The 22,197-nt window shown below is 38.9% G+C and carries 20 protein-coding genes and 1 pseudogene; all 21 read right to left on the reverse strand.

The features are described from left to right. Positions 1-2: 2 nt before the first annotated feature. The 21 genes and pseudogenes from B4F91_RS18550 to B4F91_RS18650 all read right to left on the reverse strand — a co-directional run bounded on the left by B4F91_RS18550 (position 3) and on the right by B4F91_RS18650 (position 22,195). Positions 3-521 carry a DUF6795 domain-containing protein gene (locus B4F91_RS18550; RefSeq protein ID WP_024032856.1) on the reverse strand — a complete coding sequence of 173 codons (519 nt, stop codon included), beginning with the start codon at positions 519-521 and terminating at the stop codon, positions 3-5. Positions 522-666: 145 nt separating this feature from the next. Further along, the gene (locus B4F91_RS18555) at positions 667-1,446 is read right to left on the reverse strand and encodes a hypothetical protein (protein WP_286937711.1); all 780 of its coding nucleotides are present in this window, start codon (positions 1,444-1,446) and stop codon (positions 667-669) included. Between the two features lie 90 nt (positions 1,447-1,536). Then, positions 1,537-1,833: a hypothetical protein gene (locus tag B4F91_RS18560; protein ID WP_286937710.1), complete on the reverse strand. Its 297-nt coding sequence runs from the start codon at positions 1,831-1,833 to the stop codon at positions 1,537-1,539. A 46-nt stretch (positions 1,834-1,879) separates the two neighbouring features. Then, positions 1,880-2,359, reverse strand: a complete 480-nt coding sequence (locus B4F91_RS18565) for a hypothetical protein (protein WP_286937708.1) — start codon at positions 2,357-2,359, stop codon at positions 1,880-1,882. 220 nt (positions 2,360-2,579) lie between these two features. Continuing rightward, positions 2,580-2,886: pseudogene (locus B4F91_RS18570) on the reverse strand (hypothetical protein); the annotation flags it as partial. Between the two features lie 128 nt (positions 2,887-3,014). Next, positions 3,015-3,449, reverse strand: coding sequence for a hypothetical protein (locus B4F91_RS18575; RefSeq protein ID WP_286937706.1), 435 nt, complete (start codon positions 3,447-3,449; stop codon positions 3,015-3,017). Next, complete coding sequence (locus tag B4F91_RS18580; protein WP_096042755.1) at positions 3,436-4,326, reverse strand: N-acetylmuramidase domain-containing protein; 891 nt, start codon at positions 4,324-4,326, stop codon at positions 3,436-3,438. The genes B4F91_RS18575 and B4F91_RS18580 overlap by 14 nt, the downstream gene beginning before the upstream one ends. A gap of 82 nt (positions 4,327-4,408) precedes the next feature. After that, positions 4,409-4,555: a hypothetical protein gene (locus B4F91_RS18585; protein ID WP_157743015.1), complete on the reverse strand. Its 147-nt coding sequence runs from the start codon at positions 4,553-4,555 to the stop codon at positions 4,409-4,411. 32 nt (positions 4,556-4,587) lie between these two features. Beyond that, the gene (locus B4F91_RS18590; protein WP_096042754.1) at positions 4,588-5,448 is read right to left on the reverse strand and encodes an immunity 49 family protein; all 861 of its coding nucleotides are present in this window, start codon (positions 5,446-5,448) and stop codon (positions 4,588-4,590) included. Between the two features lie 22 nt (positions 5,449-5,470). Further along, positions 5,471-10,243, reverse strand: coding sequence for an RHS repeat-associated core domain-containing protein (locus B4F91_RS18595; RefSeq protein ID WP_286937704.1), 4,773 nt, complete (start codon positions 10,241-10,243; stop codon positions 5,471-5,473). After that, on the reverse strand, positions 10,243-11,094 hold the full coding sequence (locus tag B4F91_RS18600) for a hypothetical protein (RefSeq protein WP_286937703.1): 852 nt from the start codon (positions 11,092-11,094) through the stop codon (positions 10,243-10,245). The genes B4F91_RS18595 and B4F91_RS18600 overlap by 1 nt, the downstream gene beginning before the upstream one ends. Next, positions 11,091-12,116, reverse strand: coding sequence for a hypothetical protein (locus B4F91_RS18605; RefSeq protein ID WP_286937702.1), 1,026 nt, complete (start codon positions 12,114-12,116; stop codon positions 11,091-11,093). Before B4F91_RS18605 ends, B4F91_RS18600 begins: the two co-directional genes overlap by 4 nt. A 2-nt stretch (positions 12,117-12,118) precedes the next feature. After that, positions 12,119-12,409: a PAAR domain-containing protein gene (locus B4F91_RS18610; protein ID WP_024032867.1), complete on the reverse strand. Its 291-nt coding sequence runs from the start codon at positions 12,407-12,409 to the stop codon at positions 12,119-12,121. A gap of 37 nt (positions 12,410-12,446) precedes the next feature. After that, positions 12,447-12,803 carry a hypothetical protein gene (locus B4F91_RS18615; protein WP_286937701.1) on the reverse strand — a complete coding sequence of 119 codons (357 nt, stop codon included), beginning with the start codon at positions 12,801-12,803 and terminating at the stop codon, positions 12,447-12,449. A gap of 7 nt (positions 12,804-12,810) precedes the next feature. Beyond that, the gene (locus B4F91_RS18620) at positions 12,811-14,688 is read right to left on the reverse strand and encodes a type VI secretion system Vgr family protein (RefSeq protein ID WP_286937699.1); all 1,878 of its coding nucleotides are present in this window, start codon (positions 14,686-14,688) and stop codon (positions 12,811-12,813) included. A 74-nt stretch (positions 14,689-14,762) separates the two neighbouring features. Beyond that, on the reverse strand, positions 14,763-15,242 hold the full coding sequence (locus tag B4F91_RS18625; protein WP_055015742.1) for an Hcp family type VI secretion system effector: 480 nt from the start codon (positions 15,240-15,242) through the stop codon (positions 14,763-14,765). 238 nt (positions 15,243-15,480) lie between these two features. Continuing rightward, positions 15,481-18,084: a type VI secretion system ATPase TssH gene (gene tssH, locus B4F91_RS18630; protein WP_286937696.1), complete on the reverse strand. Its 2,604-nt coding sequence runs from the start codon at positions 18,082-18,084 to the stop codon at positions 15,481-15,483. 22 nt (positions 18,085-18,106) lie between these two features. Beyond that, entirely contained in the window at positions 18,107-19,096 is a 990-nt protein-coding gene (gene tssG / locus B4F91_RS18635; protein WP_286937695.1) for a type VI secretion system baseplate subunit TssG, read from the reverse strand. After that, complete coding sequence (tssF, locus tag B4F91_RS18640) at positions 19,093-20,919, reverse strand: type VI secretion system baseplate subunit TssF (RefSeq protein WP_096042745.1); 1,827 nt, start codon at positions 20,917-20,919, stop codon at positions 19,093-19,095. The genes tssG and tssF overlap by 4 nt, the downstream gene beginning before the upstream one ends. Beyond that, positions 20,916-21,401: a type VI secretion system baseplate subunit TssE gene (tssE, locus tag B4F91_RS18645; RefSeq protein WP_096042744.1), complete on the reverse strand. Its 486-nt coding sequence runs from the start codon at positions 21,399-21,401 to the stop codon at positions 20,916-20,918. Before tssE ends, tssF begins: the two co-directional genes overlap by 4 nt. A 17-nt stretch (positions 21,402-21,418) precedes the next feature. Further along, positions 21,419-22,195 carry a type VI secretion system accessory protein TagJ gene (locus B4F91_RS18650; protein ID WP_286937694.1) on the reverse strand — a complete coding sequence of 259 codons (777 nt, stop codon included), beginning with the start codon at positions 22,193-22,195 and terminating at the stop codon, positions 21,419-21,421. Positions 22,196-22,197: the final 2 nt, after the last annotated feature.

Below are 22,197 nucleotides of genomic sequence, written 5' to 3' on the forward strand. Positions count from 1 at the left end.
AGTTAAAGTTTACATGATGTGTATATCGCAAAAGTGTGGCTTGTATCTTCTTTAATTGGAATATCGTAAGTTTGTGGCTCTTGGCCAATATCACACTCTAAGTGTGCAAGAAGCGCTTTGAGTGTATCGCTATCTTCATGAATTGAAACAAGTGTGTACCACAAAACAATCCCTTCTGGCGTGCCGTTTTCTAAATAAATATGTTGAACCAACGAGTCGTTATCAAACATATTAGAAGGTTTACCTGTTTTTATTGTTTTTTCTGTGAAGGTAAAATAACCCTGTTCATCTGTTGTGGTTTCATCAACGTATTCATCGCCATAGGTAAGTGAGCGCATCACTTTAGTGTTTGCAACTGGCTGCCCATTATCTAATAACTGCCCTTTTACTGGAGCCGATAAATAAAATTCTTGTTTATTAAAAAAGCCAAACATATCTGCACAAGCCTGTGATGTAGTAAAAAAAACAACGGCAATAGAGACTATTACCAATACAAAAATTTTTAAGCGCGATAAAAACAAAGCAAACTCTCTCCCAAGGCCTAGCTATAAACTACTTAATATATATGGCTAATTAATTACACCAGCCATATTTATGCTGAAAAAGTAGGGGTCTAATTAGGTACAATTATACTGCATGTTTTTTAATCAAAAAACAATCACTAATCTAATTATAAAATAGTGTATATATTAATTTACCAATGCCACTAAACATGATGCCGCCCATAAGCAAAAAAGCATACATAATACTAATAGCACCGGCTGAAGGGTCGCTCTTTTTATCAATTTCTATGCATGCCGTACACACAACAAAAAATATAAAAAAGTTAGCTATCACACCTAAAATAAAAGCATTGCCAAATAACGGTGATACGCCAGCTAAAACTGCACCCAAAATTAACAGCGAGCCTGAAATTGAATGTTTATCAAACCGGCTTTCAATTATTTTTATAACTAAAGTGGTTAGCATAGATAGTGAAAAGTATAGCGTTGGCCAAAACTGATAATATAAATACCCCCAGTTTAAAAGCTCACCTGAAGTTGATGAAAAAGCTTGCTGGCCTATGTCGGCCGCTGAACCATTCGCGGCATTTTCGCTAAAAAGGTACCCTATCCCACCAATAATTAATTTTATAAGCCAAAAAAATAAAAAACTGGCAATAGTAAACCCAATAGCGTCATCCCTTGTTAATCGTTTTTTAGCTTTGCTTTTTACAATAATGGCAAGCATTAAACCTAGTAGGCATACACTTCCTAAATAAAGTACTGCCTGCCAAAAGTCATCAGGATAAAATACAGCTAACCATGGCGCTATAAATAGATACATAGCATCTTCGTTATCTAGTGAACGGTTTCGGGCACTTTGCTCAGACTCTTTAAAAAGAGCTAAATATACAAATAAAGGCTGTAAGAACAGCATTAAAATACTCGTGGTAATAAGGCTCATACATCATCCTTAATGAGAAAAAACAAATGCAGCACACGTGCTGCATTAAAATTAAAAATGTGGGTGCTCAATAAAAAAGAGAGGTAGGTATTAAAGGTTTATTTTTTGAAAGTATGTTTTAAGTTTTAAAAGCCCTGATTCAAGTTCAAATTTTTGTATTTTAGGATTTTTGAATTTAAACCCATTAGAAATATGGGTATTAATCATTGTCGCCATCCCCTCAAAGCCAGCTGGTGCAGTGGCAACTAAATCGCTCAATAAGGGCATTATAAGCACTTGATGCTCTTCTATTAAAGTTGGGTTTTCGTATATATCGTAAACAAGGTTAGTTAATGTTTGTTGGTTTTGTTGTTCCATATCATTTCTATAGCGCCTTAGTTTAGGCATTTATAGCTCCCTAGAGTTCTAAATTGAATAAAGGTAAAAAAAATTATTACTTTTTGTTCCTTCGGTTACTTTTTGCCATTTCTTTTTCGACAGCAGCACGAGCGTCTTTTATATCTTTAAAAAAAACATACTGATATTTAATAAGACCTTGGTATTTTTCACCTTTAATTAAATAAAAAGAGAGCAACATAAAGGCTATATTGCTAACTGTTGCAATATAATACCCATTACCCTCTAAAATTATAAATGTCGGTAAGCAAATCACAGCTAAAAATAAAGCATAGAATTTTAATATATTTGCGCAAAAAAAAGAGCCTTGGCTTACTTTAAAATTTATAAGGCAAAATGCTACCCCTGTAGAAAATAAAATTCCTAACAGCCACTCAGGTTCTGTATCAAAGTATTGCGTTAATACAGTCATTCCGGAGTATACAGTACCCAAAAGTAAGAGCACTGTTACAAATAGAAACCTTCGTAAAAGCTTCCATGGTGGAAATAATAGAAATACCTCATCGTTTTTAGACACTACTTACTCAACTCCTCATATACTTCAGTTGCAAGTAAAAGCTAAACTGTGCCATAAAAATTTTTAGATTAAGAACCTATCTTTCCTAATAAATTTAGTTTATTTAACCCATAAAATAGAATTTTACTGCTGTTAAATTTAAATTAAACGCATAAAAATCGCTGCATGATGCAGTTGTGATTTATTACTAAAATTTCACTATAGTTGATTTAATTTTATGCGAGTAGCTTTCGCCCTCTATATATTTCTGTGTAAGTACAGTACCTCTACACAGTTTATGCCAACGAATAATGGTCACTTTATCATTCAGCTTTTTTGTCATCTACATACAGAACCAAGTGAGTATGGTTACTAATAACAGCATAAGGGCACACATCAATACAAAATATCTCGGCTAACTCAAGCAGCTTATCTTCAACCCAGCCTCGTCGATGTTCATAAGATTGACCTGTAAAATGCTCTTCACCGCACAAAAAAGCACGCCGAACACAACGCGAGATACAGTGGTAATATTTTGTATCAGCCAAACTTCAAAATTAAGATGAGTGTCTAGTTTATTCTGCCATCTAGTTTATTCTGCCAATTAACACCCACTATTTAAAGTGGGTATCATGTTATTTATTCTAAAGGTGGGGCTGAATAGTTACGATGCACTTTAAAAATCATCAATAGCAGATAGCTTGCTAAAACTTGAATCATCACAAGTCCAATATTCTTTTTTGCCATTTTTTTGTATGGTGACTGATTTTTCCTCTGTAACCGTATCAAACTCTTCACTGTAGTAATCACTTACTACGATGTCACCATTAGCTTGCGTAAAAGTCATACTATGCTCTGTAACTAAAGAGCGGTGATAACTGGACTTACTTATATCACTGAGTGAAATGGAATTGATGAGGTTGCTTCCATCAACATTAAACGCCTCCAATTTAAATGTTCCATTCACTTCACTAACAACAATTTCGACTGGCTTAGGTGCATCAGCTTGACACTTAAATATAATCTCAGCCTCACTTTGAGTCGCATTACATGATGCAACAAAAAATAGCGGAAGAATAAATAAAGCCTGAAAACGGTTATTTTTTATCATATTTTTCAAATGCCTTTTGCAGTTTAATATCGTATTGGTTCTCCGCATATTTTGACCCATTATAGCCTTTGGCAAATGCAGCCCAATTTAGCGTGAGCAGGTGTTTCTCTAGGCCTTTATGTTTCACAAAGTTAACAAACGCATCAAGTTGCTTTCTTTCAGAGCTAAACATTGTTCGTACAAACTCCTCAACATTAGAAAACCCTGATGCACGATAGTTAAAGCCCATAATTTGAAAACGCCCCCAAGAAGCTGATTTTAATGCCTCTGTTGAATTTAGAGTCATAGCTTCTTCTAGTCTTGTGTATTCTCTTGTACCACCTATGTATAAACTACGATTCCAGTGTCTGCTAGATATAGATGGATGACTCTGATCATATATATGATTTGTATAGCGAGAAAATATATGTGCTTCATATAAGATCTTTGGTTTACCATTGGAAAAAAATGCATCACCAGATGATTCAACATCGGCGACAGCTTTAATAGCTGCAACTTTACATCCTAGTTCCTTTGCAATATCTTGATAATCCGATTCTGATAGCTTTTTAACATCTGTAGAGGCAACTGGTAGCTTAAAGTTATTTTTAACTACAAGGGTTATAAGCTTTTCGTTAATTTTTCTATGGGTGCGTCCATTTGGATCTATTTTTCCATCTGGGCGTACCATGTTTACCACTTTGCTTTGAAACAACTTAATAGCCGCTACTGTTTTAGAGTTTTCAGGGCGTGAGCCTAAACGGCCATCTACGGTAAGTTTTCTAGTGGGCGCTATGAGGGAAAGAAGTGAATTTAAAGCGGTTTGTACGGTTTTTACATCGTTTAAATTGTTAGCGCCGCCCAATCCAACAGATTGAGTTATTCTGATTACTGCCATCGAAGCATCCTTTTCTTTAATGTTATATTTTTAATTACAATGTATTAGTAGTAAATTAACACCCACTATTTAAAATGGGTGTCTAGTTTATTCCCGCTTTTTCAATTTTATGTGCAAATTTGAGGCTGCGATTAATTAAAGCACCTTCAACGGGATTACCGTTTAAAGTAATTACCCCTTTAACTTCAGAGCACATGTGTACGTCATATTTTTTTATTAAACCAAACATAGTGGTTTGAGCCTCCTTACCTATATTTCTAATTATTTAAAATAAGTTCCATTAATTAAAAAACGAGGAAGTGAATCACTTTCAACCGTTACCTCATTACCCATATCGTGCCACATGCACGCCATGCCGAGTAATTGCAGGGGTAAGAATGAATCTACAGGGGCATGATCTGGACCTGCCTCATAAATGTGATAGCGCTCTTGCGCTTGTACGTTTTTGGCAAGTGCTTCATTAAAATCACAACCAACATCAAAAGTTGCTGGTGATAAAGCAGCTAGAGTTTCTAAGTATCCGAAAGCAATATATATCGCCCAGTCATCATTTTGCTTAACAGCCATTCCCATACACTCGTCAAGCAATTTTGGGTAATCGGCTTGATGATGGTGATAAGCTTGAAATACTTCAACGAGCTTATAAGAAACGGGGCCTGCCTGTGTCGCACTTTGTTTCATTGTTTCTATAGGGAAATTTGCCAAGCTATCCATACTTTCAGTATCGCGAGTAATAACCGCTAAAAAATAGGCATCAAGCCATTGCGATGGAGCTGCGCGTCCAGATTCTAACATCCCCTTTCCATTCCACTTTACTTCAGGTAAATCATATATTTTAAACGTAAGGTCTTGCTCTGGGTACTGTGCAAGCTTTAAGAACGCTGCGTACATTTTTGACGCATAACGTAGCCCTGTTGCTGACTTTTTCTCTATCTCTGGCGTTTGAACTTCCCAAGTGAGCCAGCGAGCAAGCTTTATCATATCCTTTGATATCGTCAATAAATTGTCCCTTTTAATTTCAATATTTTCTGCAATTTCTTCATAAGCTCGCTCTAATCGCTTTAAACGTCTTTTAAGAGGTATTTTTTCAAATTCTGGAATGCTATTGCGATTTATAATCATATTTAACCTATTATGTTATTTTTTATATATCAAATTCGGAAATTTCTACACTGCCGACGAGCGAGCCATTCTCTGTTTTAGTTATGGGTGTTTTAACGTGTAAATATTGAACCTTTTTATTCTTTGTGTCAGCATTGTAAATTGCTTCAGCAGCATCTAATTCAGACTCTTTCTCGCTATCTGCCATTTGTTCCGTAATGGCTTCTGCATATTCCGTTGTACCTTGCTGATAATATTCATCACCTATTTTCATTTTACCCAATGGGCTACTGCCCCCCTTGGCTTCAACAATAATTACATCACCATTAGCATTATGATAAACCATATCAAAGTTACCCTTTACCGATGTAGAACTATCTAAGCTAGTTGGGTGAATGCGAGTATAACCAGGGTACTGTATTTTAATCGCTGCATCAGCAGCCTTTTCACCAATTTTGGCTGATTCATTGTTAATCAGTGGTATTTGGTCGTTATAACGTTGTGTTTCTTCTGGTGAAGCTTTCGCCTTGTGCTTATCTCGCTCGAGCATTTCCGCATCACGAGTATTCACATTCTCTTTCAACGTTACAGGAAGAGAAGAAACAGTCCGTTTACTGCCTGCCTTTTTAGTTGCTTTATTGAGTTTTAACTCATTCTCAGTCAACGTTCCTGTTTCACGAGACCATTCTTCATTTACCACTTTGCCATCAATAACATGCCCACCAACAAACTGCTCAATGGTCATTGTAGTTTCAATCACTTTATCGCCTACTTCTCGTGTTAAAGTAATTTTACCGTTATCAACATCCATAGATTCGATACTATATTCATGCTCAAGTCTATTTTCACCATTAGGTCTTGTTACTTTAATATTACCAGTTCTGGCATCTGCTGGAGAACTGTCTTCAGCAATTTTTAATATTTTGGCTTTTGTTGCTGGGTCAACGATGTCGCCTATCATCTTAGAAAGCTTTTTCACCCCCTCTTTACACAATAACCCCATCGGATCGACCCAATTCACCGGGTTTGGTGCATATTGGTAGTGGTTTATGCCACCCACAAGGCCAATCGGGTCTTGGTTTATAAAGCGTTGTTGTTTGGGGCTGTAATAGCGGTAGCGGTTGTAGTGCAGGCCGCTTTCCTCGTCTAAATATTGCCCTTGAAAACGTATTGGCTGAGTGAAGATGTCTTTTTTATTTGACTCAGGCTCGGCTTCTGATTCTTCATAGCCATACACATCCGCTTGGTTTTTCCATACTACTTCTGCTTTGCTGTTGGTAACAAAACGTGGGGTATTCAGTTGGTCTAGGTGGTAGTAGTACACCTCACCTTGTTTAATTAGCGCTACTGGGTGAAATTGATTTGGTAGGTTGATATACCAGGTATATTCACCGTGCTGGCATTCACCGATTAGCTGGTCGTTATCCCAAATGTAGTCAATTTTACCGTGCTCGGTGTGCTTGGCGATACGACGACCGAGTGGGTCGTAGTCGTATTGAGTGAGCGTGCCGTTGTTGTTAAAACAGCTTAGCTGGTTAAATGCGTTATATTCACGGCGGGTTTTAATGCCTTTGCCGGTTTCGCGTATTTGGTTACCAAACTCGTCGTAGTAAAAGTCGCTGTCGCCAAATTGTGTCAGACGGTCGGCGTCGGTGGCACTGTTTATTGTGGTGTTGTTAGTACTTTCATTGTTTGCTACTGAGTCAACGTTGCTACTATTTTTACTACTACTTTCACCACTATTTAGCGCTAACTCTTTGTATTCGCTATGCGTGGCGTGTGTTAAATCAATAGAAGAGCTGACTGTATGCTCATTACTGGCTGCATCATGTTCTATACCCTGCTCGCCTATATCTCTAAGGTCTGCATCGATTGTGTTTGATTCTACTGTTTGGCTTTGCGGGTTACCAAAGCTATCCCACTGGTAGTGTGTGGTTGTATCAGTACGTGAGCCTGCCAATGTTTGTTGTATTAACTGGCCGAGGCTGTTGTATTCAAAATTGATGTTTTGGCTGCTTACGCCTTCGTTTTTACGGGCAATGAGCTGGTTGACGCTGTCGTAGTTGTACGTACAGGTATCGAATAATGCTTGCGCTGGATGTGTAAGCTGTTGCTGCGTTAAACGGTTGAATACATCAAACTGTTGATTGAGGGTTATGCTGTTACCAAACTGCTGGGCTTTAATATTACCTTGGCTGTCGTAACTTAATGTTACAAGCGGCTCAGCTAGCTCAATCTCTTTACTGTTGGTTTGCTGTAAGTTAATACCGCTAAGCTGGCCAAACTGGTTGTAGCTGTATTTAAGCGTGGTTGAATCTGGCAGGGTAAGAGTTTGTCTTCTGCCGTATTCATCGTAGCTGTACTCTAGGGTATGCGCTTGTTGCTGGTTATTAACTTGCTCGGCGCACAATAGCCTGCCGCCTTTATCAAACTGCTGCTTAAGTGTTGATTGCGCATTATGTGCACGAGTAATTTTACCTTGCAGGTTATAGCTGTAGTAATTGGCGTTATTAATGATATGTGAGTCGCTTGCAAGGCTTGCATGCTGCGCAGTTACGCGGCCAAGGCTGTCGCGCTCTATTTTTACATGGCGTTTGTTGCTTTGTGTTACTGAGGCTAAGCGGTTACAGGCATCGTACTTATATTGCTGTAGCGTGCCATCAAACCCGGTTATTTGTGTTGGGTTTTCGTTAGCGTCGTAACTTATGCGGTATACGTGACCATCGCTTCGCTCGATGGCTGTTAAGTTGCGCTCTTTGTCGTACGTTAAATGCAGTGCGCTGCCATCGGGCTGAATAACACAATGCGGTTGGCTTAGCCCTTCAAAGTGTTGCTCGGTGGTGTCGCCTTTGCTGTTTTGCGAGCTAATTAACCGCCCTGCTTCGTCGTAGCTAAAGTATTGATGCTGTTTATGTTCAGGCTCGTTTTCATCAAAGGCAATTGTTTGTGTAAGCTGGCCGTGCTCATTGTATTTATATTGGGTGAGTAACCCTGCGTTATTCAGTGTGGCATTTACGCGGCCTAAGCTGTCGTAGCTGTAACGTATTAACTCATCGTTATGGTGTTTTGCTAAAAGCTCGCCTTGCTCGTTCCAAATAAACTTGGTGATTTGACCATTTTTATTAATATGCTGGGTTAACTGTCCGAGCTTATCGTAGCTGTATAATGTGGTGCGGCCATCACCAAAGGTTTCGCTTTGTAATAAGCCAGCCACACTGTATTTACGCGTAATGGTTTGGCCATCAGGTAAGGTAGTTACTACACGTTGCCCAAGTTGGTTGTAAGCAAAATGGGTTTGGCTACCATCTGGCTGCGTTATTGTTTCTAATTGGCCATAAGGTGTATAGCTATAGCGCGTTGTGCTGCTATCGGGCTTAATTTCACTGAGCTTTTGGCCTTGCGCATTGTATGTATATTGCCAAACGTTGCCGTTAGGGTCGGTATGTTTTACCAATTTACCTTGTGCGTTATGTACAAAGTGCTCTTTGTGGCCTCGAGAGTCTATACAGGTTGTTTCACCGCGCTCAGGGTTGTATTCAAACTGGTAGGTATAGGTATTGTTATCGCCCCACTGCTTTATACATTTAGCGCTGGGTGAGTAGCTATCCCACTCAAAATGATGGCTAAAGCCACTGGCTCGGGTACGCTTTGCTAATAAATTAGCGGCGTTATAGGCGTAGCGCTCAGTTTCGTTTTGCTGATTAGTAGACTGAACAAGGTTTTTGTTTTCGTCGTACTCATAGCTTGCAAGCAAGGGCGATAGCAATTGCTGTTTGTTGTTTTTATCGGTGCAGTACGCTGCTATTTTACTTAATAAACCTTGCGCGTTGTAGCTAATTATACAGCCACGTACTTTGTTTACTTCTATACGGTTTAGGCGCTCTTTAGCATCGTAATAAAACGCGATGCTTTGGCCTTTTTCGTTAATTATTTTTTCAAGCAGCCACGCGCTTTCGCCTGGTTTAAATGTAAGGTGTTGGTCATCTGGTGTTACAAGTACTTGCTTACCATTTGTTTGGTAATGTAGCGCAAGGTTACTACTTAACTGATAGCTTGATTGGCCAGGTTTCACCTTTTCAAATTTATGTTTAGCGCCGTGCTCGTCTTGGTACTCTAACCAGTAAGTGCCTTTTTGTTTAGGACCCACTTTTGGTGGCGGCAAATAATGCTCTGTAAGGCTTGCCATAAAGTCATGGCGCCAACCATTACCCATTGTTGTGCACACATCAGCATGAGATGAGCGATACAAACGTCGCCATATTAATTGGCGACTCCCTGCTAGGGTAAAGTCGATAAGCGGAAGAATTTCTTCGCCAGAGAGCATTGAAACTGGATCTGATCGGCACTCTTGATTTGTAATGGGCTCTTCACTTGCGGTGTTATTACTTGCACCACCCGTGTTTTTTGCGGGTGCTTGCGATGCGCTTTTACCTGATGCAGTTGAGCTTGATTTATTGCTCGACTTTTTGCCCGCTGAGCCACTATTAGTATTATCGCTTACTTGAATGGCCGACTTTGCTTTTTGGTGGTAACACGTTACTGCGCCACTTACTAAGGCCTGGGTAAGTACGCTTGCGGTTTCGCGAGCTGATGCGCTGCGTGGGCAGTTAACGCCAGCACTATTTAATAAATTAATTACATCAAGACGTTTGGCAGCGTCACCTGTTAACGCACCACCAATTTGAGCTATTTGTTGTTTAGCCGTTTCTGGGGTGTTTGCCACAGTTGGCGCATAACCTGACGGCGTTTGGCCTTTGCCAGCAACTAGGCAAATGGGGTAACTCGTTCCTTGTAAAACAACCGTATTACTTTGCATTAGTTGTGTACTTCCTCACTTATCCATAAGTATGATGCTGCGGCCTGATATTTTGATTGTTCTTGAGAAATCACTAACGCGTGTTTAAAGTGATTTACAATAGCCGGGCTTGAGGTCAATTGATATAAATTGACGAGTCCTTCAAGCGCACCAATTTTACCTAATTTGTAATTAGGTAATTCATAATGTGTATGCTCATTAATTAAATTACTGAGCAATTGTAAATTAGTCAGCCATACATCACTTTGCTGATGTATGCCGTTGCCAGGTGCAAATATAAGATCTATATGGTCTTTATTATCCTGTGCGATTTTTGAAAATATACCGCCTAGTTGGTCGTGCTTTATAAAATCTATTGAAGGAGCAAATTCATGACTAGTTTGCATCCAGCCAATTTGAGCCGTTTCAATAGTCGCGAGTGCACCACCTACTCCTAAGTATACCCACTCATTGTTTTTATCGGCTTTATAGGTAGCATCAATGGCTATCACGTTTGCCTTATGCCATTTTTTTTGCACCGCCAACTGCACTAACGTATTAGCACCAACAGCGCCATAAAATAATAAGTGCTCTACATGCTCAGGGAACAACTGTTTAAAACTTTTTGCTAAAAGCTGCTTTAACTCATCTTGGTACGCAAGTGCTGGCAATAACCATACAAGTGGCAAGTTTGAGTCTTCTACTTTAGCAAAAAGCTCTTTCGCTCTTACTATGCAATCATAAATACAGGCATTCCATGATTGCCAAGTAATACCGTTAGGTGGAGCTGGGGTATCGGCATATAGCAGTGTATCTATGTCTTGCGACAAAGGCGTAGAAAAACAGCTTACGTTTACATTAAACGCCTTCATGCTTGCGCCTCTGCTTTTACATTTTTAGCCATCGATTTGTAGTAGGTATACAAATTAAATATTGCTTGGCTATAACAGTCCATTGCCGACATTTCTATTGCGTTTAACCTTTTATTCAGAGATTTTCCAGCTACAAACCTTTGTAAGCAAAGCTCCTCCTCGTATTTAGGCCAGTTTTGCTGTAACTGCTGTTTAAAAGCCACTAGTGCTTGTTGTTCAGCATTAAATGCACTTACTTGAATGTCATAGCTTACGAGTAAATCGAGCTTATCACCGAGCATTCGCCTTATTAAGGCAATAATAGCTGTTGGGTTTTCTACTTGATTTAACGACATACACGCTAAGGGCACTAGCTTTACATAGCCACTTTGTAATAGCACATGTAACGTGTCATCTAGTGTTAAAACATTGCTTGCGTAATTACTTAATGCGTTTACTTGTTCCCAACTTAGTGATAATAAAAAAAGCGACATTAACGGTGAATTAACAAGCTTACTTTTACATAGCTCATCAAACACATGTTTTAGCACTTGTATGTTTGCATTAGGGTTGAATGCACTGATAAGCGCCACTGTTTCGGCTGATGTTGCCTCTTGTTCGGTGCTATCAGCCAATGCAAAATAAATAGTGTTTAAGTCAATTAATGCAATTAAATTAAAGCTGTGTTGCTGTAATAAAACTTTATAAATAACAGCCTTTGCTAAGTTATGCAGGGATGGGCTGTTGAGCAACGAGTTTATAAAAGCCAGGTTAATTGTTTGCGGTAAATTAGCCATAACCTCTATACATGCCTGCGCAGTCACATCAAGGCTTTGCTCACTCGTTACTAACGTATTAATTAAAGTTAAATCGGGTTGTGTAAAGTGTTGCGGAGTATTATTTTTTTTAGCGGTTAACCACGTTGTTTCTAACAGCTTTTTTTTAAGTGTTTTTACATAACCTACAGAAGTAAACGGGCAGCACTGCGCCTTACTAATACAGAGCAATTGTGCTTGATGATTACTTATGTAAGTAGACAGCAAGGTTAGCCACCTATTAATACAGTAGGGTTACCAACAACAATTTTTCCGCCGTGGGAGCTATCATCACCCATTCGAGCTGCGGGTTTACCGTTAATTTTTACGCTACCAGAGCCTGACTTTATGCTGTCGGGTGGCCCAACACACACTAACATATCGCCTTTACGTGCTGCGGGCATGCTACCTATTAATACATTAGTTGAGCCTACCACAACAGGGCCGCCAACATGCGGGACTGTACCTGTGGTTTTAGGGCATACATGCATATGACCAATTGTAGCTGCGGGCTTACCCATAAAGACTCCTTGTCTTATTTACTTTTTGACAATAAAACTAATCAAATAAAGGAATAATTAATAATTTACTTTGAGAAACTAAACCCGATAAGGTATCAACTAATTCTGACTTACTATAATCCGAAATTGATACCGGGCTTTGTAATGCGTACTGATATAAAGCGGCTATGGTATCTTCACTATTTAAAGCATTATGTAAATTACTTAAAAACTGATTAGCATAATAACCATCCATAGCTTTTAAATGCGTTAATGCAGGATTTAGCAATGGATCATCCGGCCTATTTATTGGCAAACAAATTAAATACGGCAAACCGTAACGGCAATATACAACGTAACCATTATTATTAATGCCGTTTCTATGCCCTGTATAAAAGCTATTTATTATTTCCATAACTGCACTAATTTAATTTAATCATGCCGGCAGATAAAGTAATGGCGCTACCATCAACTTTAACGTTACTGCCTTTAATGTCTATATTAGTGCCTTCTATAGTTATATTACCGCTGCTGCTCATTTTAATTTGTGCAGAGCCTGTTTTAATTACTATTTCGTCACCGGCTTCAATATTAAGTGTTTTACCCACTTTTAACGTGTCGTTTTCACCTATATCGTCACAGCGATTTTTAGCCACTTTTAGTGTTTCATTATTGCCAATATCAACTTTTCGATCGTTGCCAATTTCAATATTATGGTCGTGATCTGTTTTGTCGTTTTGGTCATTTTTTACGTAAAGCTGCTTATCTTTTTCTGCTTGAATATAAACCAGCTCGCTGCCTTTTTTATCCTCAAACCTTAGCTCATTAAAGTTATCGGCTCCGCCTTCTTTAGTAGAGCGTGTTTTAATACCACTTTGTGTTTTTTCGCCAGGCAGTGCATACGGAGGCATTAAATCTGCGTTGTACACTGCTCCGCTAATAATTGGTTGGTCTGGGTCGCCATTTATAAAGTCTACAAGTACTTCTTGGCCTACCCGAGGGAAGAAAAACGCTCCCCACTTTTTACCTGCCCAGTTTTGCGCAACACGGATCCAACATGAACTTTTTGAATCTTTTTTACCTTCTCGGTCCCAGTCAAATTGCACTTTTACGCGACCATATTGGTCAATCATTATTTCATCGGCGCTGTCGCCAGTTACGATTGCCGTTTGCACACCGTTTATAACTGGTTTTTTCTTATTTATTTGCGCTCTGTAGGGTATATCTTTGGGTACACATTCAAAATGGTTCGAGTACACTTCTTCAGCACTTGATTGCAATGCACCCGATTGATTAGGTATTGTTATTGACGTCATCATAGAGGTAATGACAAATGTTTTACCTTCAAGACGTGGGTCTTCGTGCTTTTTAAAGCTAAAAAGTTTACCCACAGTGAATGAGCGACAGTCACTGCGACCACTAGAAAGCTTCATGTCTCGCTGTAATGACTCAAGCTGAACAGATGCTAAGTTAGCTGCACGCGGGTGGCACTCTTGCTCGCCAGTATATTCAAAAATTTCTGATACTGATTGCGTCGGGAGCTGTGGGTTTGCTTGCTCTCCGTCTGGGTAGCGTGATGGCTGCTTAAAGTCGTAACCAACGCGTTTAAAGCTGCCAGGTGCAATGCTTAAACCGCCCTGCCAACGCGATACGTGTGATTCGCTTAAATGGCCAGTTGAATAAACAACTTTAGCTTCGTCACATACCTCGTATGCAGTTATATCATCTGCAAGTACCAGTGTGTGGTTGCTATTGGTGTGCTCAAAAAAGTAAAAAATACCTTCTTGCTGAAAAAGTCGTTGAATAAAGTCAAAGTCTGACTCTTGGTACTGAACACAGTACTCGTATTTAGGGTATGTCTTGCTGGTTTTATCACTAAAGGCAACATTATGTTGACCAAATAGGTCAGCAAATATTTCTTTAATAGTTTTCTTTTGGAATATTCGGCTGTTTTTACGATTGCGCATTGATGCTGCGAACGGAACGATAGTTGCCTGATAATCTATATAGTTTTTTTGTTCTTCTACATCAGCTGTGCGGCTACCATTTGATACTAAATGACTTACTATTCCGTGATAGTAACGTTCACCACCGCCTTGAGCATTTTTTACTTTAATAGATACAGGCTTACCTACTAAATCTTCGTGCGCTATTTGTTTACCAATCGTGTACATATTGGCAGACATAACAAATAAATCTGACATTGCCTCTTGGGCAACAAATTGGGTTAAATAGAGGGCATCTTTACCAGCAGGGGTGCTAATTTGAATTACGTTATTATCTTGTGTTGCTTGTTGCATTCCTTGCCTTTCCCATCCTAAAGATCAAAAAAAGCTCTGAGCAAAAGCTCAGAGCCATTATAAGGTAACAAAAATTACATTTGTTGACCTTTAACACCGCTGTAACCGTATACAAGTGGAGCAGTAATGTTATTTTTGTCGTCTGTTGGAGTAACAGTCATCATCATTTCTGTGTAGCTGATAGTGATTGTTTCAATAGGACGATCGTTTTGAACTGATACAGAGTAGCTAGAAATCATTGCATCTGTAAGTTCGATTTTCATGATTTCTTCAACTTTATCACCTTGCTTAGTGATATGGAAAATAGCTGGAAGGCCTTTACCAATAGTTGCTTCTTTGAAAAGATCCGGAGATGCTTTATCTTGAAGTTTAGTGATAGTTACATCGCCAAGACGAGTAGAGCTAGACTCACGGTCCATTGCTGTACCAGTTGCTGCACTAATTTCACGGCTTACATTCCAATCTAAAGATAATACTGTGATTAAATCTTTGAAAGACTCAGCCGTAGTTTCGCCTTTGATTGGACCGTATTTTAAATATGTATTTGCTTGCATTTGATAATGCTCCTTTTAATTAAACAATGTTATCCATTTAAACTGGATTATTTACTTTGGTTTCCCAAAAATTCCTTTGAAATCATTATCTTTAATACAGCAATGAAAAGGCCTTCAGATTCCTTTCCTTAGATGAAGACAATGTCTCAAAAATTCCATGTAGTGAATTAAGGCAACAAAATTATAATACCCTAAAATCAAAGAAACAACCTTAATACAAAGTTAATTTAAATAAACTTTAATTTAACTCAATATTAAATTCATTATCTTTTACAGCCAACTTTATACTATTTATTTTTTTATCATCAATCATACTAGAAAGTAAAACTTCAGATAATAATGGTAATAATTTATTTTGCAAAATAGTGTGTATGTTCCTAGCACCGGACCCTGCATTTTGGCAATTATCAATTATATATTCTATTACGTCATTTTCATATTTAAGCTCAGCATCGTAATGCTTGTTAACGCGTTTAACAATTTTTGCTATTTGTAATGAGGCAATTTCTGAAAGGATATCGTCACTTAGTGGGATGTACGGAATTACATTAATACGACCTAAAAAAGCAGGCTTAAATGAAGCGAGTAAATCATCTTGTAATGCTTTTAATAAGCCTTTAATACTTGGCTTACTTTCTTCGTCTTCAAATAAGCTCATGGTGGTATCAGTACCCACATTTGAGGTCATAATTATAATTGTATTTTTGAAGTCGATATCTCGACCTTCACCGTCTTTTATTGTACCTTTATCAAATACTTGATAAAAAATATCTTGCACACCAGGATGTGCTTTTTCCATTTCATCAAGCAGCACTACGCTGTATGGTTTTCTTCTTACGGCTTCGGTTAATATGCCACCTTCGCCATAACCTACATACCCAGGAGGTGAACCAAGCAGTAGTGATACTTTATGCTCTTCTTTGAACTCAGACATATTAATAATGGTGACATTTTCTTCACTGCCATACACTTCTTGTGCAAGCGAAAGTGCAGTCTCGGTTTTACCTACACCACTTGGACCTGCCAACATAAAAATACCGTTAGGTCGGCTTTCATCTGCTAGTTGGGCGCGAGATGTTTGCACTACCTTAGCGATTAAATCTAACCCATGGTCTTGCCCTACAACACGTTTTTTCATTTGCTGTGCAAGGTTTAAAATGCCATGTATTTCATCTTCGTGCATTTTACCTACAGGTATGCCAGTCCAATCTGATATAACCTGTGCAATAAGCTCTTCATCCACTTGCCAATGAACCATATTATGTTCAAAAGCAGTTAACTTTTCTTTACTCTGCTTAAGATTGGCTAAAATTTCATCTGATGAATTTTCTTGATCTGAGTTAATAGACTCGAGCGCCTTATTAAGCTCAGCAACAATTTCTTTTTCTACTTTAAATTGCTCTGTTAATGGCGCTAACTGCTCTTCAATAGTTACAAGTTCAGTTTTAAGTGTGTCTAGCTGCACTGAATGATCTAAACCTGTTTTCTGTTCACGGTGTAGCATCTGCACTTGTGTTTCTATTTCACTTAAACGATTTACAAGTTGCTCTATAGTGTTTGGTGTAGATGCTTGGCTCATTGCCACCCGTGCGCAGGCAGTATCTAATAATGCCACTGCTTTATCGGGTAATTGCCTTGCCGTAATATAGCGATGCGATAAGTGCACTGCACTTTCAAGGGCTTGTTCAGAAATAAATACTTTGTGGTGTTTTTCCATCACTGGTACTAAACCGCGTAACATAGCCACTGCTTTTTCTGGCGTTGGCTCTTCTACTTTTACCACTTGGAAGCGACGCGTCAACGCAGCATCTTTTTCAAAAAACTTTTTATATTCAGCCCACGTTGTAGCAGCAATGGTTCTAAGCTCGCCACGGGCAAGTGCTGGTTTTAATAAGTTAGCAGCATCGTTTTGGCCTGCGGCCCCACCGCTACCAATCATCGTATGAGCTTCATCAATAAATAAAATAACCGGGTTAACTGAGTTTTTTACCTCGTTAATTAATGATTTAAGACGATTTTCAAACTCGCCTTTCATGCCTGCGCCAGCTTGTAATAGTGCTAAATCTAAGCTGTGGATTTTCACATTCTGCAGCACGGCCGGTACATCTTTTTGTGCAATTCTTAAAGCTAAGCCTTCAACTACAGCTGTTTTACCTACACCCGCTTCACCGGTTAAAATTGGGTTGTTTTGACGGCGTCTAGTTAAAATATCTACCATTTGGCGAATTTCGAAGTCGCGGCCCAAAATAGGATCTATTTTTCCGGCTTTTGCTTGCGCCGTTAAATCAACAGTAAATTGGTCAAGGCTCGGTGTTTTAGAGTTTGTAGCCGATTGGCTAGCCGTGTTTTGCACTGAGTGATTACGCTCTTGCGATTGAGCAACAATTTCCGGCCATGCATGGAGTAACTGCCCTGGCTCTATTTTATTAAATAACTTACTACAGCGCGTTACTAAGCTCGATAAGGTATCGTCTTTTACAAGCGTATAAATAACGTAGGCACTGCGAATTTGGTTATCAGTAAACTCAATACTGGTACTTAACCAAGATTGCTTTAATAGACTTGTAACATGCACAGATAAACTAGGTGATGACTCACTACCGGTTTTAAACGCTTCTAGAGATTGATTTAAGTCTTGTTTTACTTTTTCAATATCAATGTCAAAAGAGCCAAAAATAAGCCTAACGTCATCTAGTTGCTGCTCAATCATGGCAAGTAACCAGTGTTCAAGCTCCACTGTAAAGTGGCTTCTGCTATTACAAATTGCAACCGCCGCCTCTAGGCTTTTTCTGCAATCAGGGCTTAGTTTTTCAACTAATTTATTGAGTGTCATCGAAGACATACAGTGTTCCTTTTAATTTTAATTATCCCTTAAACGATAACTTAGTAGGGTTAGATTTTGATTTGTTATTTTGTACTGCTAAAAAAGAATTAATTCCAAGTTGGGCTTTATCCTCTAAAAGCTGGGCTGTATCTAAACGTGTAAAATCAGCTTCAATTATTAAACGAAACTGAATAGAGTTTCCTATATAATCTTTTGTGATTTTTTTTGCCAATTGAAACAACTCACCCCTTGGTAAAAGTTGTTTGACTTTGCAAGGCTTATTGGGTTTTATATGTACTTCTATGCTAGAAGACACATCCCATACCTGCTTACCTATCACTGAATCAACCCCGAGCCGCGCATGTTGACCTTCATACATAACTTGACTAGCTAAAGCCGTTTGTTCTTGCAACTTTAGCTCATACCACTGACCAACCATCTGATTTATTTTTACTTCACAGCCAAGATAAGAACCAAGCACACTTTGTAAGTCAAAAGCATTGCGAATTTTTCGGCTGTACAAACCTGAAAAGTGCAACTGATGTTCATTATACCCACCACTTAATAGCCCCAACATTTGAGTATACGGGTCTTTTTTTTTGTCGTTATTTATATGATTTAGTGAAGGTTTATATTTTTTCCAAGCTCGGTAATACAAAGAAATCAGGCGATGGTTAAACATGTCATAAAAATCGCGCATGGTTGTGTCTTTATAGCGCAGCCTTTGCATAACCAGTTCGCTATAAAATTGCGGTAATGCACCAGAGCAGCCAGTTAACCCCATAAATGACACCTGTATATTTACTTTATGCAAGCCATCTTCAAAACCAGCTTCTTCAAGCTTAGTAATTGAATTTCCCGGGTAGCCAAACTTTTGTGTTGCCGTAAATTTTATTAATTCTTGTTTTGGGTTGCTATCGTAGCCAACGTGGCGATAATCAAAGCCACGCTTTTTAAGCTGGTTTTCAATTATGAAAACCGCTTTATAAAAATCGACTTGAGAAGCTTGGGCGATCAGTTGCTTTATCATAATAGTGGTCTGTCACCTACGCGCGCAGGCCACTGATAATATATTTGCTCTTGCTCTTTTAAACGCAAGCTCAAACGTGTGTAACTATTTATAGCGGCAAACTGAGCAAAGAAATGATCCAACACTGCGGCAAAAAAGAACATGCCACTGCCCGAAAAATCATCGTTAGCAAAAGTAATTTCTATTTCGCTGCCAGTTACAAAACTTACCCTGCCTTTTTGAATAACACGCGCGGTTGCAGGCTCAATACTAACGCGATATATATTATCTATTAGCCCTTTGGTTTGAGGCGATGCTCTAAAGTCATATAGACGAAGTACTTCTTTTAATTTATTACACGCATCTTCACCGCTAAACGTATCGAGTGTTAAATGATTAACAAGCTGCCAGCGCGTTGCATCGGCTAATACGGGTCTAACTGCATGTGTAAAAGGTGCTAAACAACGAATTTTTTTAATTACATCGCCGCGCTCTGGCATCAGTAATCCAAGCTCATCGTCGCCAAATGGCATACTCGCAGGTAAATTACGGTTGCTACAATTTGCGCGTACAGTGAGTACAGAGTTACCTTCACCATATTCCATAGCGCTGTTTTCAAATTTAGCATCTACCAATGACATAAATGTCTCGGTGCCAGACTCTACATAACCGCCCGCCCACGACGCTGTTTCTCTTCTTATATGCCAAAATAGGTCTTCGTGACCTTGATAATTTGGATGAGTTTGACCATAAAATGGCGCAACGACTTGTTTATTACCTTTGTGATCAAACGCTATAACCTCTGAAATACCAATCACTTCAGAAATTTCTGAGTCCATATAACGCGGTGCAAGTTGATACTCGTATTCACTTATCTCAGGGCGAATTGGCTCAAGCTCTTGCTCGAATAAGTTAATTATTGGCGTGCACCCGAGTAAAAACATATCCTCATCAACCTGTTTCTCAAGCTCACTTGACTCAGTATCAAGGTATATATAGATATCACATTTGTTGGAGTTTTTAGGTAATGCGCCGCGTATACCTTCAAGTTCAAAAAAACGAAACTTCTCAGGAAAAGTAAAGTTTTCGACCAATAAACGATAACCGGCAGCAGAGCGCTGAGAGTAAGGCACAACCGCTTCGTGTGTTTCAAACCCGACCGCTTTTAATTGGTTTTTTGATAAGTATTTAATGCCTTCTTCGCCATTATCTATGGCTATACCAATGCTGTGTTTAAATAACAGTTCGTACACTTTAAGAGTATGGTGCCACTGCCCGTTTATATATACGCGAAGTTTTTCTAAACCAGTTTCTGCAAGCGGAACGCCCTTGTATTCACCGGTTAGCTCTAACTTAAATATAGACTTTGCCTTTTCATGCCAACGCGGCTTAGGCGCTACAAAAGGGCTGTTATCAAACTGGGCTTTAGTGATTTCAATGGGCCAAAGGTAGGTTTCGTAACAGGTTTGAAACTTACATTGCTTCATAGAATCAACGTTAGTTTCAACTTCACTTGCTCTTGGGATGACAACACCCGCGGTTGAAAGGTTTTCGGCTTCTAATTTTACAATCGACATAGAAGGGATAGGTGCTTGGTAATCTGGGAGCATTTGCCCTAATAAAGCATCGGTTAGCTCAGGGAAACTATCATCTAGCTTTTGTCTAATATTGGCAGTTAAAAACGCAAACGATTCAATAAGTCGTGATACATGAGGGTCTTCAACATGATCTTCACTAAGCTTTAAACGCCCTGCTACTTTTGGGTATTTCTCAGCAAAATCTTTTCCTAAATGACGCACAAATGCTAATTCACGATTGTAATACTTTAATAATTCATCGTTCATAATGATGCCTCAATAACCTTCATACCCAAATTAACGGGCTCTACCTCAGAATCAAAGCTTATAAATTCTGGCTCAGGATCAGCGTATAAAAGCGCATTAATACGCAAGTTTAAAACGCGATTAACCGGTACTTCTTCATCAGTAAATACTTCAACTTCTAAAAATCGTGGCTCAAATTTTAAAATAGTGTTTCTAACTGTCTCGCATAGCAGTGCTCGACCTTCGTGAGAACTGACCGACATACTTGAAAAATCAGGCAAGCCGTACGATAAACACGACGTTGAAAGCTCACTATATTGTGTAGGCCACGTATGCCACTGGATTCGGGCGTTAAGCAGTGCTTCTATATCTCTTCGCACACTTTTACGTAGCTCACTTATTGTGATCCCCTCTGTACGCGATGGTGCATCTTGAAAGTCAGGTTCATCATCAATGAGCCTGTCTAAAATTGATGCCTGAAGCTGCTGCTTATGTTCTATCATTTTTGCTCAAATATAAATTATGCTGCTTCTACAGCATTAACTTTTAAATTAGGAATTGTGATCGCCTCATCATTAATAAATAGCATTTTCATGCCTTTACCAATAATGAATTCATCTTTGAGTTCAACCCAATCAGAGACCTGACCTAATTTTTCAAGGTCCGATTCTGCATTGGCATAGACAAGGGGTAAGTGTGCTGTACCTGAAGGGCCTTCTTTAATCGTTATTTCAACACGTAGCCAAATACTTTCTAATACTGAACTTACAGGCTCTACCTTTAACGACTCAATTTCATCAAAATTTGCCAAGTAAAATTCACCATTTGTGCCTAGAACTTCTAAATAAGGATTTAATGTATCGTCCAAGTCGCGTGCCACAGACTCTGCATCATTTAACGAACTTACTCTTAAGGTTTCCATTTGTGCAGAAAGCTCTGCAGCTTCATCAATTTCTCCCTGAAGCAAAGCCACATGCATTTTTAAAAACAATGTGTCTATCTCATCAGCATCATGAAATAATTTAGGGATCCCTTTACCTTTGTAAAAGTCTATTCGTGATTGCTGAGCACGGATCAAATGTCTAAGATTTACAGCACCGACAGCAAACTCAGGATTCTTTTGAACCATAAAGTCGAGTTGTTTATCAGCTTTTTCAAGCTCACCATTTATACAAAGTAGCTCAGCGTAGCTACTTCTGATATCAAAATTTAAAGGCTCATCTTGAAGCTCTGCAGCACATAGGCTAAGTGCTTCAGTTAATTTTCCCTCGCGGATTAAGCTGTGTATTTTCTTCATGG

Source organism: Pseudoalteromonas sp. UBA6610 (assembly GCF_002433295.1).
Taxonomy (GTDB): domain Bacteria; phylum Pseudomonadota; class Gammaproteobacteria; order Enterobacterales; family Alteromonadaceae; genus Pseudoalteromonas; species Pseudoalteromonas atlantica.

Excerpts from the sequence above, each read along its gene's own strand:
- B4F91_RS18650 (WP_286937694.1), bottom strand. The coding sequence starts at position 22,195 with ATGAAGAAAATACACAGCTTAATCCGCGAGGGAAAATTAACTGAAGCA.
- B4F91_RS18580 (WP_096042755.1), bottom strand. The coding sequence starts at position 4,326 with ATGGCAGTAATCAGAATAACTCAATCTGTTGGATTGGGCGGCGCTAAC.
- tssF (WP_096042745.1), bottom strand. The coding sequence starts at position 20,919 with ATGAACGATGAATTATTAAAGTATTACAATCGTGAATTAGCATTTGTG.
- B4F91_RS18595 (WP_286937704.1), bottom strand. The coding sequence starts at position 10,243 with ATGCAAAGTAATACGGTTGTTTTACAAGGAACGAGTTACCCCATTTGC.
- B4F91_RS18590 (WP_096042754.1), bottom strand. The coding sequence starts at position 5,448 with ATGATTATAAATCGCAATAGCATTCCAGAATTTGAAAAAATACCTCTT.
- B4F91_RS18575 (WP_286937706.1), bottom strand. The coding sequence starts at position 3,449 with ATGATAAAAAATAACCGTTTTCAGGCTTTATTTATTCTTCCGCTATTT.
- B4F91_RS18620 (WP_286937699.1), bottom strand. The coding sequence starts at position 14,688 with ATGCAACAAGCAACACAAGATAATAACGTAATTCAAATTAGCACCCCT.
- B4F91_RS18585 (WP_157743015.1), bottom strand. The coding sequence starts at position 4,555 with ATGTTTGGTTTAATAAAAAAATATGACGTACACATGTGCTCTGAAGTT.
- B4F91_RS18610 (WP_024032867.1), bottom strand. The coding sequence starts at position 12,409 with ATGGGTAAGCCCGCAGCTACAATTGGTCATATGCATGTATGCCCTAAA.
- tssE (WP_096042744.1), bottom strand. The coding sequence starts at position 21,401 with ATGATAGAACATAAGCAGCAGCTTCAGGCATCAATTTTAGACAGGCTC.
- B4F91_RS18600 (WP_286937703.1), bottom strand. The coding sequence starts at position 11,094 with ATGAAGGCGTTTAATGTAAACGTAAGCTGTTTTTCTACGCCTTTGTCG.
- B4F91_RS18625 (WP_055015742.1), bottom strand. The coding sequence starts at position 15,242 with ATGCAAGCAAATACATATTTAAAATACGGTCCAATCAAAGGCGAAACT.
- B4F91_RS18615 (WP_286937701.1), bottom strand. The coding sequence starts at position 12,803 with ATGGAAATAATAAATAGCTTTTATACAGGGCATAGAAACGGCATTAAT.
- B4F91_RS18555 (WP_286937711.1), bottom strand. The coding sequence starts at position 1,446 with ATGAGCCTTATTACCACGAGTATTTTAATGCTGTTCTTACAGCCTTTA.
- B4F91_RS18560 (WP_286937710.1), bottom strand. The coding sequence starts at position 1,833 with ATGCCTAAACTAAGGCGCTATAGAAATGATATGGAACAACAAAACCAA.
- tssH (WP_286937696.1), bottom strand. The coding sequence starts at position 18,084 with ATGTCTTCGATGACACTCAATAAATTAGTTGAAAAACTAAGCCCTGAT.
- tssG (WP_286937695.1), bottom strand. The coding sequence starts at position 19,096 with ATGATAAAGCAACTGATCGCCCAAGCTTCTCAAGTCGATTTTTATAAA.